Annotated in this window: 13 protein-coding genes; 5 read left to right on the top strand and 8 right to left on the bottom strand. The window is 65.3% G+C overall.

What is annotated here, in order from left to right; translation table 11 throughout:
* Positions 1–9 precede the first annotated feature (9 nt).
* The 6 genes from FZZ93_RS02755 to FZZ93_RS02730 all read right to left on the bottom strand — a co-directional run bounded on the left by FZZ93_RS02755 (position 10) and on the right by FZZ93_RS02730 (position 7,219).
* Positions 10–933 (bottom strand): ferredoxin family protein, encoded by a 924-nt coding sequence (locus FZZ93_RS02755; protein WP_149320787.1) that lies wholly within the window; start codon positions 931–933, stop codon positions 10–12.
* Positions 930–1,778 (bottom strand): ABC transporter ATP-binding protein, encoded by an 849-nt coding sequence (locus tag FZZ93_RS02750; protein WP_149320786.1) that lies wholly within the window; start codon positions 1,776–1,778, stop codon positions 930–932. Before FZZ93_RS02750 ends, FZZ93_RS02755 begins: the two co-directional genes overlap by 4 nt.
* A gap of 84 nt (positions 1,779–1,862) precedes the next feature.
* Entirely contained in the window at positions 1,863–2,912 is a 1,050-nt protein-coding gene (locus FZZ93_RS02745; protein WP_149320785.1) for a FecCD family ABC transporter permease, read from the bottom strand.
* A 2-nt stretch (positions 2,913–2,914) separates the two neighbouring features.
* Positions 2,915–3,913: a FecCD family ABC transporter permease gene (locus tag FZZ93_RS02740; RefSeq protein ID WP_149320784.1), complete on the bottom strand. Its 999-nt coding sequence runs from the start codon at positions 3,911–3,913 to the stop codon at positions 2,915–2,917.
* Positions 3,907–4,935: an ABC transporter substrate-binding protein gene (locus tag FZZ93_RS02735; protein WP_149320845.1), complete on the bottom strand. Its 1,029-nt coding sequence runs from the start codon at positions 4,933–4,935 to the stop codon at positions 3,907–3,909. The genes FZZ93_RS02740 and FZZ93_RS02735 overlap by 7 nt, the downstream gene beginning before the upstream one ends.
* Before the next feature lie 118 nt (positions 4,936–5,053).
* A complete protein-coding gene (locus tag FZZ93_RS02730) occupies positions 5,054–7,219 on the bottom strand; it encodes a TonB-dependent receptor (protein ID WP_149320783.1) in 2,166 nt (721 codons plus the stop codon).
* Between the two features lie 287 nt (positions 7,220–7,506).
* Here FZZ93_RS02730 and FZZ93_RS02725 point away from each other — a divergent pair, with 287 nt between their 5' ends.
* Positions 7,507–9,168 (top strand): multidrug ABC transporter permease/ATP-binding protein, encoded by a 1,662-nt coding sequence (locus tag FZZ93_RS02725; protein WP_149320782.1) that lies wholly within the window; start codon positions 7,507–7,509, stop codon positions 9,166–9,168.
* Between the two features lie 33 nt (positions 9,169–9,201).
* Here the strand turns inward: FZZ93_RS02725 and FZZ93_RS02720 are convergent, their stop codons facing one another.
* Positions 9,202–9,585 (bottom strand): winged helix-turn-helix transcriptional regulator, encoded by a 384-nt coding sequence (locus tag FZZ93_RS02720; protein ID WP_149320781.1) that lies wholly within the window; start codon positions 9,583–9,585, stop codon positions 9,202–9,204.
* 166 nt (positions 9,586–9,751) lie between these two features.
* On the opposite strand from FZZ93_RS02720, the gene FZZ93_RS02715 reads away from it, so the two are divergent.
* The 4 genes from FZZ93_RS02715 to FZZ93_RS02700 all read left to right on the top strand — a co-directional run bounded on the left by FZZ93_RS02715 (position 9,752) and on the right by FZZ93_RS02700 (position 12,923).
* Complete coding sequence (locus FZZ93_RS02715) at positions 9,752–10,363, top strand: NAD(P)-dependent oxidoreductase (RefSeq protein WP_149320780.1); 612 nt, start codon at positions 9,752–9,754, stop codon at positions 10,361–10,363.
* A gap of 29 nt (positions 10,364–10,392) precedes the next feature.
* A complete protein-coding gene (locus FZZ93_RS02710) occupies positions 10,393–10,860 on the top strand; it encodes a nuclear transport factor 2 family protein (RefSeq protein ID WP_149320779.1) in 468 nt (155 codons plus the stop codon).
* 190 nt (positions 10,861–11,050) lie between these two features.
* The gene (locus FZZ93_RS02705) at positions 11,051–11,656 is read left to right on the top strand and encodes a TetR/AcrR family transcriptional regulator (RefSeq protein WP_149320778.1); all 606 of its coding nucleotides are present in this window, start codon (positions 11,051–11,053) and stop codon (positions 11,654–11,656) included.
* Positions 11,649–12,923, top strand: a complete 1,275-nt coding sequence (locus tag FZZ93_RS02700; protein ID WP_149320777.1) for a multidrug effflux MFS transporter — start codon at positions 11,649–11,651, stop codon at positions 12,921–12,923. The genes FZZ93_RS02705 and FZZ93_RS02700 overlap by 8 nt, the downstream gene beginning before the upstream one ends.
* A 135-nt stretch (positions 12,924–13,058) precedes the next feature.
* Here the strand turns inward: FZZ93_RS02700 and FZZ93_RS02695 are convergent, their stop codons facing one another.
* Positions 13,059–14,063 carry a nickel/cobalt transporter gene (locus tag FZZ93_RS02695; protein WP_149320776.1) on the bottom strand — a complete coding sequence of 335 codons (1,005 nt, stop codon included), beginning with the start codon at positions 14,061–14,063 and terminating at the stop codon, positions 13,059–13,061.
* Between the last annotated feature and the right edge of the window lie 37 nt (positions 14,064–14,100).

The raw sequence follows: 14,100 nt of genomic DNA, 5'->3' as shown, positions 1-14,100 counted from the left end.
TCATCCGGGTCACGCCGGTATCGGGGGGCTCTCGCGGACCTCGACGGCACGCCATACCTGGCTCGGCGAGGGGCCGTCCGCCAGGTCGGCGCAGGTGTCGTAGCGCAACAGCTCGAGGGTGTGGCAGGTGATGGTCAGCCAGCCTTGCCGGTGCGCAGCCTGCCATTTCACCGCCACCTCGTGGTGGGGGGCGTCGGTCTCTTCGGCGTCGTCGACGACCTCGATGTCCGCTTCCAGGCCCTGGGCCGCCAGCCATTCCAGGGCGGCGACCTGGGCGCACTGGCGACGCGGTGTCAGGCGTGAGTCGCCGCGATAGCAGGGCAGATAAGGACGCCCCCGGGCCTCGCTTTCCAGCAGCGGCAGGATGTCGTCGTCGCCGATACGCCCATACTTGCGCAACTGAGGCAGCACCAGGGCGCTGGCTGCCAGCCGGCAGCCGCCCAGGTGGGTGCTTTCCCAGACATCGAAGGGCAGGTCGTGGTGGCGCACCGCCTCGGCCATGGCCTTGTAGGTGGCGAAACCGAACTTGGCGCAGCACTTGTCCTTCTTGCCGTGGGTGCAGCAAAGCACCAGGGAGCGGTCGACCGGCTCGGGTCGCCAGGCGGTCAGGTCGTCGCCGCGTCGCAGCGCCGCGATGAAGTCGCCCAGCGCCTCGCGGGGAACATCGAAGGCCTGGCGTTCCGGCATCAGGAAGACGCGATGGTGTCGTTCGGGCTGCTCCCGCCGGTGGATCAGGTTGACGCGACGCCCCTCGTCGGGGAGGGCGTGGAGGGCCGCCGAGAGCGTCTCGGGCATGTCGCTGGCCTGACGCAGATTGCGTTGCCACTTGGGGCGCGGCCAACTGAGCAGCAGGTTGCGTTCGAGATGAGCGCCGCTGCCGACAAGCGGGTCGTCGATGGCGCGGCTTTCCACGGCGCAGAAGCGTTGGCTCATGGCGCTACCCCTTTGATGGCCGGCGAGGACGTCGCGGCTGCGTGCACGCCTGGCGTGGGCACGCACACCAGGCGGCGGGAGTGCGGATCGCGAATGACGTTGGCATCGAGATCGAAGACCGCCTTGAGATTGGCGGCGGTGAAAACGTCCCGCGGGGCGCCCTGCCGGAGAATGGCGCCGTCGCGCATCATCACCAGAGTGTCGGCGTAGGCGGCGGCCAGGTTGAGGTCGTGCAGTACCACCAGCAGGGTTCGGCCGTGCTCGTGGGCCAGGCGCGAGAGCAGTTCGAGGAGGTCGACCTGCACCTTGAGGTCGAGAAAGGTGGTGGGCTCGTCGAGCAGGATCAGGTCCGTCTCCTGGGCCAGTACCATGGCGATCCAGCAGCGCTGGCGCTGGCCGCCGGAGAGCGCGTCGACGCTGCGCTCGGCGAACTCGGTGACGTCGGCGTGGGCCATGGCCTCGCGAATGGCGCGGGCATCGCGCTCGGCATCCTGTTGCCAGAGCCGCTGGTGGGGAAAACGCCCCATGCCAACCAGTTGCCTGACCGTCAGCCCCTCCGGTGCGGTGGGGCCTTGCGGCAGGATACCCAGGCGCTGGGCCACCTCCCGCGTGTTGCGGCGATGGATGTCCTGGCCATCGAGGTACACACGGCCGGCGCTGGGCGTCAGGGTGCGCGCCAGTGTCTTCAGCAGCGTCGATTTCCCGCTACCGTTCGGACCGAGCAATATCGTCAGCTTGCCCTCGGCCACCGTCAGATCGACACCGTCCAGCACGCGCCGGGAATCGTAGCCGGCGCACAGGGCTTCGCCCGTCAGTCGCGGTGGCTTGGCAGGGATCGAGGGCATGGGGCGACTCGTCGGTGTGGTATCGGGGCCGAAGACCGTAAGATAAAAAGTTCTCATTTTCAACGCATGCAATGCGTCGACGGATCAGCCCCGAGCGACATCACGGCTTCGGTACAGCAGATAGACGAAGAAGGGCGCGCCCACGCCCGAGACGAAGATGCCGGCGGGCAGGTCCTCGGGCAGGAAGGCCACCCGGCCGAGGAGATCGGCGTAGAGCACGATCAGGGCGCCGACCAGGGCGGCGGCGGGTACCAGCCGGGCGAAGCCCCGTCCCACCAGACGGGCGGCGATATGGGGAGCGATCAGGCCCACGAAGCTGAGCCCTCCGGCGAAGGCCACGGCCGCCCCTGCCAGTGCCACGCTGCAGGCCATCAACAGCAGCCGGCTGCGCAGGATGTTCACGCCCAGCCCCAGGGCCACATGATCGCCCAGCGCCATGGCGTCCATGTGCCGCGCCCGGGTCAGGCACAGGGGAAGGGCGACCAGCAGCCAGGGCAGCATGCCGAGCACGTCCTGCCACTGAGCGGCGTAGAGGCTGCCGGTCAGCCATACATAGGCCGTCATGGCGGCGGCATCGTCGCTGACCACGATCAGCAGGGTGGTCACGGCCCCCATGGCGGCGGAGAGCCCGATGCCGACCAGCACCATGCGCGAGGGCGCAATGCCCCGTTGCCAGGCCAGCAGGAACACCAGCAGGGCGGACAGCAGCGCGCCGAGCAGCGCGGAGGCCGGCAGCCAATGAAGACTCAGGCCGGCACCGAACGATGCCATGAAGGCCACGGCGGCCAAGGCGGCGCCGCTGGTGATGCCGATCACGTCCGGGGAGGCCAGCGGATTGCGCACGATGCCCTGGAGGATGGCACCGGCCACGGCCAGGGCCGCACCCACCAGCACGGCCAGCAGGATGCGTGGCAGGCGCAGTTCCCAGATGATGAAGGCGATGTCGCTTGCCCGGGGCTCGACCAGCGCGTCCAGCACTCTGCCGAACGGGGTGGGGAAGCTGCCCAGGCTCAGTGACAGGCCCATGCTGGCCAGCAGGACCAGCACGAGCAGGGCGGCGATACCCGGATAGCGGGTCGCGCGAGTATCGACGGTGCCATCGCCCTGCTGTTTCAGGGAAGCGGAGTGGGTCATGGTCAGGCCTGCTTCCTGCGTGCCAGGTAGATGAAAAAGGGCGTGCCGATCAGGGCGGTCATCACGCCCACCGGTACATCCTGCGGGGGCATCAGGAAGCGCGAGGCCACATCGGCCAGCAGCAGCAGGCTCGCGCCCAGCAGGGCGCAGGCCGGCAGCAGCCAGCGGTGGTCGACACCGAAGAGTCCCCGGGCCATGTGGGGCACGATCAGCCCGACGAAGCCGATCATGCCGGCCAGCGCGACCGAACTGCCGGCAAGCAGGATCACCACCAAGCCGAGCAGCAGCTTGATGGTACCGGCGTGCATGCCCAGGCCCTCGGCCATGTCGTCGCCCAGCAGCAGGGCATTGGCGTGGCGGACGAGCAGCGCACAAAGCAGCAGGGCGCCGCCGAACAGCGGCAGCAGCGGCACCACCAGCGACAGCTCGCGTCCGGAGACGGAGCCGGCCAGCCAGTACAGCACGCTCTCGAAGCTCTGGCGGTCGATGATCAGCAAGCCCTGGCTGAACGAGACGAACATGGCGGTGATGGCCACGCCCGCCAGGACGACCCGCAACGGCGACAGTTCTCCCTGGCGGCCGCGGCTCAGCATCACCACCAGACAGGCCGCGACCAGGGCCCCCAGCAGCGCCGCCCAGACAACCTCGGCCGGCGTGTGGAGGGGTAGCAGCGAGACGGCGATGACCACGAAGAACATGGCTCCGGCGTTGATTCCCAGGATACCCGGAGAGGCGAGGGGATTGCGGGTCATGGTCTGCATCAGGGCGCCGGCGATGGCCAGGCTGGCGCCGACCAGGGCGGCGATGACCGCGCGTGGCAGGCGTTCCGTGACGATGATGATATGCGCGACCCGAGTGGGATCGTAGTGAATCAGCGCCTGGACGAAGGTCGGCGGGGCGATCTCCGTGGTGCCCAGCATGACGCTGGCCGCGAAGGCTGTCGCGACCAGCACCAGTCCCAGCAGCAGCCCCGCGATCCGTGAAACACGCTGGTTCAGCATGCGTCCGGCTCCTCGTCCCGGGCTCGGGGCTCCGCGGCGCTATCCGCGGAGCACGCGGCGCTGAGCGTCGCGGTCTCGCTGGGGGTGTCCAGCCCATAGTGGCGGTAGAGATCGTCGAGCATGGCATTGGCGGCCAGGATGCCGCCGCCCATGATCCAGTTCACCGCGTCGACCTCGAAGACACGGTCGTTATGCACGGCATCCAGTCGCTGCCAGAGGGGGTGAGACGTCCAGTGCCGGTAGTTCCGGGCGATGGCGGGGTCGTCCGGTTCGAGCAGCACGAAGATCACGTCGGCATTGATGACCGGGATGTTTTCCTCGCTGGTCAGCTTCATGCCCCAGCCCTGGTCCTGGACGGATGCCGGCTGTTCGAAGCCCAGTTCATCGAGGATCGAGCCGGCGAATCCCGTCGAATAGATGCGCAGGTGATCGCTCTTGAAACGCACCACGGCGGCCTTCTGTGGCCAGTCGTCACCCAGTCGGTCGGCGATCTTGCGGCGAAAGTCCGCCACGCGAGCGTCCCAGGCCTGCAGCAGTTCGCGGGCGCGGGACTCCCGCCCCGTGGCCTCGGCCACCAGCGACAGGGTGGCCTTGAAGTCGAAGACACTGTCGGTGGCGACCGTCGGTGCAATGCGTTCCAGCAGCGGTCGGACCCGTTCGTGCCGAAAGCGCGTGGCCACGATCAGCTCCGGCTCCAGCCAGGCCACCTTCTCCAGGTTGGGCTGGGTCTCCAGGCCGACGTGCTCCACGCCGGCCAGCGCCTCGCGCAGGTAGCGATACATGGGCTGCTCCAGCCAGGAGTCGACGACGCCCACCGGCGTGATGCCGAGCGCCACCGCGCTGTCCGTCGCCCCCTGGTAGAGGGTGACGACGCGCTCTGGTGTGGCAGGAACGCGAGTGTCGCCGAAGGCGTTGGCAACGGTGATGGCATCACGGGCGTCGTCGGTGGCGAGGGCGGCGGTCCATGGCAGGAGGGATGCCAGCAGCGCTGCCAGCCAGCGGGGGAAAGGCCTGCTGGCCATGGCCGTCAGCGCCTGGGGCCCACGCGATAGGGTGTCGGGCATTGTATGTCGGTCTTTGCAGGTCGGGCAGGCAAGCGGAGAAGAAGCGGCACCCGAGGGTGCCGCTCGACAGGCCGCTTCAGAAATCGAGCTGGTAGCTCAGGGTCAGGGTTCGCCCACGGCCCTTGAAGTACAGATCGTCTTCGAGCGCGGATGACTGGGGGAACGACTGCGAGTAGTAGGTGAAGTAGTCCTCGTCGGTGAGGTTCTCGATGCCCAGGCTGGCACGGCCCACCGGCAGGCGATAGGCCAGCGATGCATCGAGCAGGCCATAGCCGTCGAATTCGATCGCCGGATCATCGAAGCTGCGATCGAAGTAGCGACTGTACTGCAGGTGAGTGGACAGCTTGTCGTTCCAGGACGCGCTCCAGGCCAGCTTCAGGGTGTCCGGCGCCAGGTCGCGGCCCGTCAACTTGGTGTCGACGCTGCCATCGCCGTCGGTGTCGGACTTGCCCTCGGCATGGGTATAGGAGAGGCGCAGGTCGTGGGCATCGTTCAAGCGGGCCTCGCCGGTGATCTCGATGCCCTGGATTTCGGTCTTCTCCCGCTGGACGCGGTAGTTGCCTTGGGCATCGGGCTGGATGCGCTGGCCGAGATCGGAATTCGATTCGTAGTAGCTCAGCTCGAGCCCGTAGCGATCCCAGTTGAAGCGCGCGCCGATCTCGCGGTTGTCGGTGACGATGGGCGAGAGATCGATCAGGGTGTCGACGCCCTGGCCAGGCGTGCTGACGCCTCGCAATACACGGCCCACATCGGGCATGCCGAAGCCTTCGGAGTAGTTGGCGTAGAGCTGGGCCCAGTCGGTAGCCTGATAGACGATGCCGGCGTTGAACAGCGTCTCGTCGAAGCTGGGATTGCCGCCGTTCACCGCGACCAGGTCGTTCTCGACGCTCGTGCTGCGATCCACGGTCGAGTAGTCGTCGACGTTCAGCTTGGCATGCTCCTGGCGGACCCCGGCATGCAGGCTCAGGGCGTCGGTGACGTCGACGTCGCCCTGCAGGAAGGCCGCATAATTGCGGAACTGGCTTTCCGGCACATAGTTGCGGTCGGTCTTCACCAGAACTTGCTGGGTCTCGTCCTGCAGCAGGTCGAGGCCGGTGGTCAGGGTCAGGCGATCATCCAGCAGGCCGTCGCGGCTCAGGGTGAACTTGGCGCCGACCTTGTCGGACTCATTGCGCGTGTGGTCATAAAGGGTATTGCCGGCGTCGTCCTGGTAGGGGAAGGAGCCAAGGCCGGTGGCACCGAACTGGGCGCGGAAGCGCTGGGTGTAAAGCTGGGCGTCGACATCGTTGCCCAGCCAGTCGGCATGGGAGTACGACAATCGGGCGGTGGTGGATTCGTTGTAGCCCGGGTCGTTATCCGGAGTGCCCTTGCGGGCCGTGGTCGGTATGCCTGCGTCACGATCGCCGGATACCGGCACATAGTCGTCGCCGATATCGAGGTCGAAATGGTTGAGGGAGAACTCGAGGTTCTGGTTGTCGTCGAACCAGTACCCCGCCTTGGCCATCAGGTCGTAGCTGGTGGAGTTCTGCACTTCACCGTGATAGGCCATGCCGACGATTTCGTCGTTGCCGTCGTAGAAGACGCCACGTTCCTGGCGGCTGGCGGCAAACTGATAGTCCCAGTCGCCTTGTTGGCCGCTGATCCGGTAGTCCAGCTTGTGGCCGAAGCCGTCCGACTTGAAGTCGTCGTCGCTGGTCAGGCTAATGCCGGCATGTTGGCGGACGCCGGGGCCATCTGAGCCCTTGGTCACGTAGTTGATGATGCCACCGGTGGCGCCCAGGCCGTGCTCGGCGCTGGCGCCATGGATGACCTCGATGCGCTCGACCATGGAGAGATCGATGGTGTAACTGTCCCGCCCGCCATCGCGCAGTGGGTTGCTCTGGGGCACGCCATCGATCATGAACAGCACCGAGCGGCCGCGGAAGGTCTCGCCAGTATTGTTGAGCTTCTGGCGGCTGGGCGAGTAGGAAGGAACCAGGTTGCTGAGTACCTGGCTGGGGTCCTGGGTGATCGCCAGCTGCTGCTCGATCTGCTCGCGGGTAATGATGGTGACCTTCTGGGGCGTCTTGCCTGCGAGGCTCTTGTTGCGGGTTGCAGTGACGACCATCGGGGAGAGATCATCGGCACCCGACGAAGCGGCATCGTCGCTTGTGCCAGTCTGAGCAAACGCGGCAACGGGCAGTGCGGTACACAGCAGGAGAGGTCGCAGTCGCGCTGGACGCGGCTGGGAGGTGATGGACATACGGCAAGCGTTCCTTGATCGATCCAGGGAAACACGGATTTATTGCTGCGCTCGCGATATAAATCAGCGCTCCCCTCAGGGCAAACATTGTCGGTGGTTGTTGTGCTGGGCAGTACGCAGCGTTGCGTTACCCGGTACGCGCGGCAAATGATAATGTTTTACATTTTCTGGTGCAAATGATTGCTTATCTTTCGTGGCGAGTCTGATGCGCCAGACCGTCGGGGCGTCGTTGACTTGCCGAGACAATGCGCCACAATGCCCCGCCATTGTCTCGACGAGGATCATCCGTGGAACTCTTGCGCGTCGTCTTTCGCCACTATCGCTGGCCGTTCATCGCTGTCATGGCGCTCAGCCTGGCGAGTGCCGGTCTGGGAATCGGCGTCATCGCCTTCATCAACCGGCGGTTGATCGAGGCCCATGGCGATCCGCTGGTGGTGCTGCCGCAGTTCATCGGGCTGATCGTGCTGTTGCTGGGCATCACCCTCGGGGCGCAACTGGCCCTGACCACCCTGGGCCACCATTTCGTCTATCGGCTGCGGGGGCGGCTGATCAAGCGGATCCTCGACACCGACATCGAGCGTGTCGAACGACTGGGCGGCGCCAACCTCATGGCCAGTCTCTCCAGTGACGTGCGCCAGATCACCATTGCCTTCGTGCGCTTGCCCGAGCTGGTGCAGGGCGTGATCCTGACGCTGGGGTCGGCCTTGTACCTGGCCTGGCTGTCGCCCGGCATGCTGGCGGTCACCGCTGTCTGGGTGGCGGTGACCGTGATCGTCGGCTGGCTGCTGGTCTCACGGGTCTATCGGCATCTCGGGCGGGTGCGCGAGACCGAGGATCGCCTCTATCAGGATTACGCGGCGGTGATCGAAGGGCGCAAGGAACTCGCGCTCAATCGCGATCGCGCGCGCCGGCTGTTCGATGAGGTCTACACCCGCAATGCCCGCGAGTATCGCCATCACATCATCCGCTCCGACACCTTCCACCTGAGCGCCGTCAACTGGTCCAACATCATGATGCTTGGGGCCATCGGCCTGGCGTTCTTCCTGGCCAACGGGCTCGGCTGGGCCAACACCAATGTGGCGGCGACCTATTCCCTGACGCTGCTGTTTCTACGTACGCCCCTGATCCAGGCAGTGGGCGCGTTGCCGACCCTGTTGGGCGCCCAGGTCGCCTTCGATAAGCTCGAAAGCCTGCAACTGGCCGATTACCGCGAGGCTTTCGCCAGTGGCGAGCCTCTGGGGGACTGGCAGACCCTGGAACTGCGCGGCGTCACCTTTCGCTATGCCGACGGCGAGCAGGGGCGGGGCTTCGCGGTCGGGCCCATCGACCTGACCCTGAAACGCGGCGAGCAGGTATTCCTGATCGGTGGCAACGGCAGCGGCAAGTCGACCCTGGCCCGCTTGTTGACGGGGCTCTATCAGCCTCATGAGGGCGAGATCCTGCTCGATGGCTGTGCACTCGAGCCGGATCAGTGGGAAGCCTATCGACGCAGCTTCTCGGCGGTCTTCACCGACTTCCACCTCTTCGACCGGCTGATGGGGCAAGAGGGCACAGCGCCCGATCCCGCCCTGGTGGAGGATTGGCTGGAGCGGCTGGCCATGGAGGAAAAGCTGCATTTCGACGGCGATCGGGTCACCAATCCGCAACTCTCCCAGGGACAGCGCAAGCGCCTGGCGCTGTTGCTGGCCGTGGCCGAGCAGCGTGACTTCCTGCTGCTGGACGAGTGGGCCGCCGATCAGGATCCACAGTTCCGCCGCACCTTCTACCAGGCCTTGCTGCCTCGGCTTCGCGAACTGGGCAAGACGGTGCTGGCCGTCAGCCACGACGATGCCTACTTCGGTCATGCCGACCGTCTGCTCGAGATGCGCGATGGCCAGCTCCGTGAACTGACCGGCCAGCAGCGGGAACGGGCCAGCCAGGATGCGGTGGGAAGCCTCGATAGCGTCTGAACGGTGGGGGGGCCGAGAGCTGTACTCGTGCTATCAGGCCTGATCGTTCTCGGCCTGATACCGAGCGCGAGCGGCCACGATGGCGTGGTGATGCGTATCCGCCCAGTCCACGAGCTGCTGCATCGGCTCGAGAAAGGAATGCCCCAGCGGGGTCAGCGTGTATTCCACCCGCGGGGGAACCTCGGGGTAGAGCGTACGCGTGATGAAGCCATCCTGCTCCAGCTGCTTGAGCGTGCGGGAGAGCATCTGCTTCGAGATATCGCCGATCTCGCGCATCAGGGCATTGAAGCGCAGGGTACCGGGAGCCAGGGCTTCCAGAATCAGCAGACTCCACTGATTGCCGATGCGGTCGAGCACGTCGCGAATCGGGCAGGGCTGTTCGAAAATCACCTCTTTGCCGTCAGGAGTGGTTGTCATGATCTCTCCATGGATGGTCGTGGCCCTTCATCTATTTCAGTGGTCACATTGACGTGACCATGTCAGGTGAAGATGACGTCTTGTGCCGTCACAGGAACTCCCATAAGTTTATCCCATGGTCTGCCTTGTAGACCATGTGTCAGAAATGAACTCAAGGAGACTTCTCATGGCAAAAGTTGCGCTTATCGGGGCGTCGGGCGATGCAGGCTCGCGTATTCTCGCCGAACTGTCCGATCGCGGGCATCAGGTGACCGCCATTGCTCGCAATACGGACAGGATTGCCCCCTTGCCCGGCGTCACGCCGAAGCAGGGCGATGCCAATGACCAGCGGGCATTGGCAGCACTGCTCAAGGGGCATGACGCCGTTATCAGCGCCGTTCCCTTTACGGCAAGCGATGTCGGAACGCTGGTGGGAGCCGTGCGTGATGCCGGCGTGGCACGCTATCTGGTGGTGGGCGGGGCCGGCAGCCTTGAAGTGGCGCCCGGCGAGAAGGTCATCGACCAGCCGGATTTCCCCGAAGCCTACAAGCCCGAAGCGTACGCCGGTGGCGAGTTTCTGGACTTCTTGCGCGGCGTCGATGATCTCGACTGGACATTCCTGTCTCCCTCGGCCGAGTTCGTGCCCGGCGAGCGTACCGGAAAGTTTCGCCTCGGGCAGGACCAACTGCTGACCCATGACGCTGGCTCCAGTATCTCCTTCGAAGACTACGCCATCGCGATGGTGGATGAGCTTGAAGCGCCCGCCCATTCACGCCAGCGCTTCACCGTCGGCTATTGATCGACCCAACCAACACTTGGAGTATCCCTATGTCGGTCCTGAACTCCCTGGGCGTGGCCACTACCGCGCTGTTACTCGCCATGCCTGTCGCTTCTTTTGCGCAATCCGAGCGTGACGTAAAGACCGAGGAGGCCAACCGTGCGCTGGTCACCGAGTTCTATGATCAATTTTTCAACGAGCACGAGACCGAGCAGAGCACCCGTGTGCTGGCGCAGGACTACATTCAGCACAATCCGGGAGTGCCTGACGGCAAGGCACCCTTCGTGGATTACTTTGCCGGCTACTTCAAGGAAAACCCGGACTACCAAAGCGAGATCGTGCGCAGCGCCGCCGATGGTGACCTGGTCTGGCTGCACGTCCACTCGACCAACGGCGATGAGGATCGCGGCGAGGCCGTGGTCGATATCTTCCGCGTCGAGGAGGGCAAGATCGTCGAGCACTGGGATGTGATCCAGACGGTGCCGGAAGACTCCGCCAACGACAACACCATGTTTTGAAAAGAATAATGTCGCAAGGCGCCGGTCACGATCGCATCGAGCGTGACCGGCTGGCCGACGGGCGGAAAGGCAATTTTTTTGATGATCGAAAAAGCTACCTACCGGTCGGTAGTTTTTTGGGTTAGAATGCCGACGCCAAGCGCCCCTTGGGCAAACGTCATCAAGGCCTGAATGTTCTGGAGTCGACGAGATGTCATCCACCACGACACCCGCGCTGCGACGGGTACTCAATGCCGCCGTCGTGCAGTTCGCCCGGCATGGCTATGAGGGGGCCTCGCTGTCCCGTATCGCGGCCGATGCCGGTATTCGCAAGGCATCGCTTTATTCGCATGTAAAAAGCAAGGATGCGCTGTTTCTGGCGGTCTTTGAAGACGCCCTGGAGGTCGAGGCACGTTTTGCTCACGAGTGCTTCGAAGCGCCCGAGCCCACTCTGCCGGGACTCCGTTACTGCGAGTCCTTGCTGGCCCGCTACGCCGACTCCGACCATTTCCGCTTTTTACTGCGCACTTCCTATATCCCTCCCGAGTCGCTCTTTCATGAGCTGCAAGAGGGCTATGAAGGTTACATGCAGCAGCTGTTGATGGATTTTACGACGGCGCTGCGTCGCCACGTCGGAGGGGGGCTCGCCGATCAGGACGCCGAGGTCATGGGTCATGCCTACATGGGGCTGGTCGACAGCCTGCACGTGGCGCTGATCTATATCGGCCAGGAGCGCTTCGAGGCGCGCCTCGAAGCTCTGGAGCGTCTCATGAACGAAAGTATCGAACGTCTTGTAGCAGGAGCGCGCCATGGTTGAACAGACCGCTCGCCAGGCCACTTACCAGGCCCAGAGCGCTATAGGCATAGCGCTGGTGATTTTGCTGGCCCTGTTGACGGCACTCGATGCCATGGCCATCGACATGTACCTGCCCGGCATGCCGATGATCGCGCAGACCTACGGGGTCTCGGCCGGCAGCGTCCAGCAGACGCTGTCCGTGTTCCTGGCCGGGCTGGCACTGGGTCAGTGCCTGTATGGCCCGCTGCTGGAACGCTTCGGACGCCGGATGCCGCTCATGGTGGGGCTGGTGATCTTCGTGGCGGGCTCGGTGGGCGCGGCGCTGGCGCCGACCCTCGAGTGGCTGCTGGTCGCCCGCTTCGCCCAGGCCATCGGTGCGGCCGCCGGTCTGGTGGCGCCGCGCGCGATCGTGGCCGACCTCTGCGACGTGAAAAGCTCCGCCAGAATCTTCTCGCTGCTGATGCAGGTGATGATGGTCGCGCCGGTTCTGGCGCCCATGATGGGCGGCTTTCTGCTCGAGCATGGTGGCTGGCGCGGTATCTTCTGGGTGCTGGCGGTGCTCGGTGGCATCGGCCTGGTATGGAGCCTGGCGGCCATCCCCGAGTCTCTGGCCCCGGAGCGGCGCACTCCGTTGAACGCCGGCAGCGTGATGCGCGGCTATCTCACCCAGTCGCGCCGCCGGGTCTTCATGGCCTATACGCTGGCCGGCGGCTTCGTGCTGGGGTCGCTGTTTACCTACATCAGTGCCGCTGCCTTCGTGTTCACCGAGCATTTCGGCATGACGCCGACCCATTTCAGCTATCTGTTCGCCGCCAATTCGGTGGGGCTGATCCTTGGCGGAACGCTGGCCAACAAGCTGGCTGGGCGGGGCATGACGCCCGCGCGGGTCACCTTGCTCGGGCTCGGCCTGCATGCCCTGGCCGGGGCGCTGTTGTTTCTGGCCGTGATGGCGGACATGGCCACCCTCGAGGTCTATGGCGTGCTGCTGGCCGTGGCGATCGGTGCGCTCGGCCTGGTGTTCGGCAATCTGACGGCGCTGACCATGAACGCTGGCGGAACGCAGGCCGGTGTGGCCTCGGCCCTGATGGGCACCCTGCACTACCTGGTCGCCGCCGCCGTGGGCTATCTCGCCAGCCTGGTCGTGCAGGGGCCTCATGTCATGCCCCTGGTGCTGGCCTTGTGTGGTGTGGCTGCCATTGCGCTCTGTCGGCTCGCAGGAGCCATCGCTGAGCCCGGGGCCTGTGACGAGGTCCCGGGAGACCCGTCCGGTGCTGGCGCCGTCGATTAACATCGGTTGCCGCCAGTTTCCTCGTTGTTCGACGCCGAGATGCCTCGGCGTATCACGTACCCGCTGCTCGAGCACGTGCCATGGCATCGTTTCCTCTGTTATCGCGAGGATGCTCTGCCCTAAAGACCCTCTGCCCTAAAGACCCAGGGGCGAGCGCGGGGTGGCCGTGTCTGACTCTGCCTGCGGTGTCTCCAGCAGGGGCAGTGGGCCCCGGTCGCTCGTTCCGTCGACCAGAAACAGGCCGATGCCCAGCAGCAGGATGAGCAGGCCGCCGCCCAGGGCTGCCCAGCCGAGTCGTCGCTGGAGGTGCCCGGAACGGGATTGTCGGGCCAGGTGGCGTTCCGCCCAGCCTCGCGCCGTGACGCTGGCCAGGGCGAGGGTGGAAACCGTCAGTGCGGTGCCTGCCGCCATGGTCAATGCTGCCAGCACGCCGACCCAGAAATGCCCCAGCAGCGAGGCGGCACCCACCATCAGAACGGCACCGCTACAGGGGCGGATGCCGATGGAGATCACCGTGAGCAGGGCGGTGCGCCAATCGTTGGCTTGAGTCGGGGTGATGTGATGGGCGCAATCGCATGACGAGTGGTGAGTGTGGTGCGAGTGGTCATGAGTGGCATGGTGGTGATGGGCGTGGCGCAGTTGCCGGATGGCTCGCCAGCACAGCCAGGCACCCAGCAGGCTGATCGTCAGGTAGCTGGCGCGTTCGACCCAGACCACCGAGCCGAGGGCCTGGCGCGTCAACCAGCCAAGACCGTGTACCAGTACTGCCACCAGCGCAATCGCCACCAGCGCCTGCAGCAGGGCGGCCGCGCATGAGAGGGTGAGGGCGCGTCGCAGGGCCCCGCCCTGGGTGAGCAGGTAGGTGCTGAGCACTGCCTTGCCGTGGCCGGGACCGGCGGCATGGAAGACGCCGTAGCCGAAGCTGAGGGCGAGCAGCAGGCTCCAGGTCTGTGGAGAGGGCGCTCCCGAAAGCTCGCTGATCGAGAGGGTCAGGGCGCGATGCAGGTCGCGCTGCCAGGCCACCAGTTGCAGGCCGAGAGGCTGGCCATACTGCCAAAGTAGCCAGAGAAACGTGGCCAGCAGCAGGGCACCGATCCACCATCCGGAGACGCGTGGCGGCTTATCAGAGGCGTCGCGCATCGTATCGTCTCCAGGTTGCGGTAATACGGTGGCGTTC

The organism is Halomonas eurihalina (genome assembly GCF_008274785.1).
Taxonomy (GTDB): domain Bacteria; phylum Pseudomonadota; class Gammaproteobacteria; order Pseudomonadales; family Halomonadaceae; genus Halomonas; species Halomonas eurihalina.
This window is presented reverse-complemented; position numbering and strand designations above follow the sequence as displayed.

Bases quoted from the DNA above. Each gene is read 5' to 3' on its own strand.
- FZZ93_RS02745 (WP_149320785.1), bottom strand. From the start codon at position 2,912: ATGACCCACTCCGCTTCCCTGAAACAGCAGGGCGATGGCACCGTCGAT.
- FZZ93_RS02750 (WP_149320786.1), bottom strand. From the start codon at position 1,778: ATGCCCTCGATCCCTGCCAAGCCACCGCGACTGACGGGCGAAGCCCTG.
- FZZ93_RS02735 (WP_149320845.1), bottom strand. From the start codon at position 4,935: ATGGCCAGCAGGCCTTTCCCCCGCTGGCTGGCAGCGCTGCTGGCATCC.
- FZZ93_RS02715 (WP_149320780.1), top strand. From the start codon at position 9,752: ATGGCAAAAGTTGCGCTTATCGGGGCGTCGGGCGATGCAGGCTCGCGT.
- FZZ93_RS02705 (WP_149320778.1), top strand. From the start codon at position 11,051: ATGTCATCCACCACGACACCCGCGCTGCGACGGGTACTCAATGCCGCC.
- FZZ93_RS02755 (WP_149320787.1), bottom strand. From the start codon at position 933: ATGAGCCAACGCTTCTGCGCCGTGGAAAGCCGCGCCATCGACGACCCG.
- FZZ93_RS02710 (WP_149320779.1), top strand. From the start codon at position 10,393: ATGTCGGTCCTGAACTCCCTGGGCGTGGCCACTACCGCGCTGTTACTC.
- FZZ93_RS02695 (WP_149320776.1), bottom strand. From the start codon at position 14,063: ATGCGCGACGCCTCTGATAAGCCGCCACGCGTCTCCGGATGGTGGATC.
- FZZ93_RS02730 (WP_149320783.1), bottom strand. From the start codon at position 7,219: ATGTCCATCACCTCCCAGCCGCGTCCAGCGCGACTGCGACCTCTCCTG.
- FZZ93_RS02700 (WP_149320777.1), top strand. From the start codon at position 11,649: ATGGTTGAACAGACCGCTCGCCAGGCCACTTACCAGGCCCAGAGCGCT.
- FZZ93_RS02720 (WP_149320781.1), bottom strand. From the start codon at position 9,585: ATGACAACCACTCCTGACGGCAAAGAGGTGATTTTCGAACAGCCCTGC.
- FZZ93_RS02740 (WP_149320784.1), bottom strand. From the start codon at position 3,913: ATGCTGAACCAGCGTGTTTCACGGATCGCGGGGCTGCTGCTGGGACTG.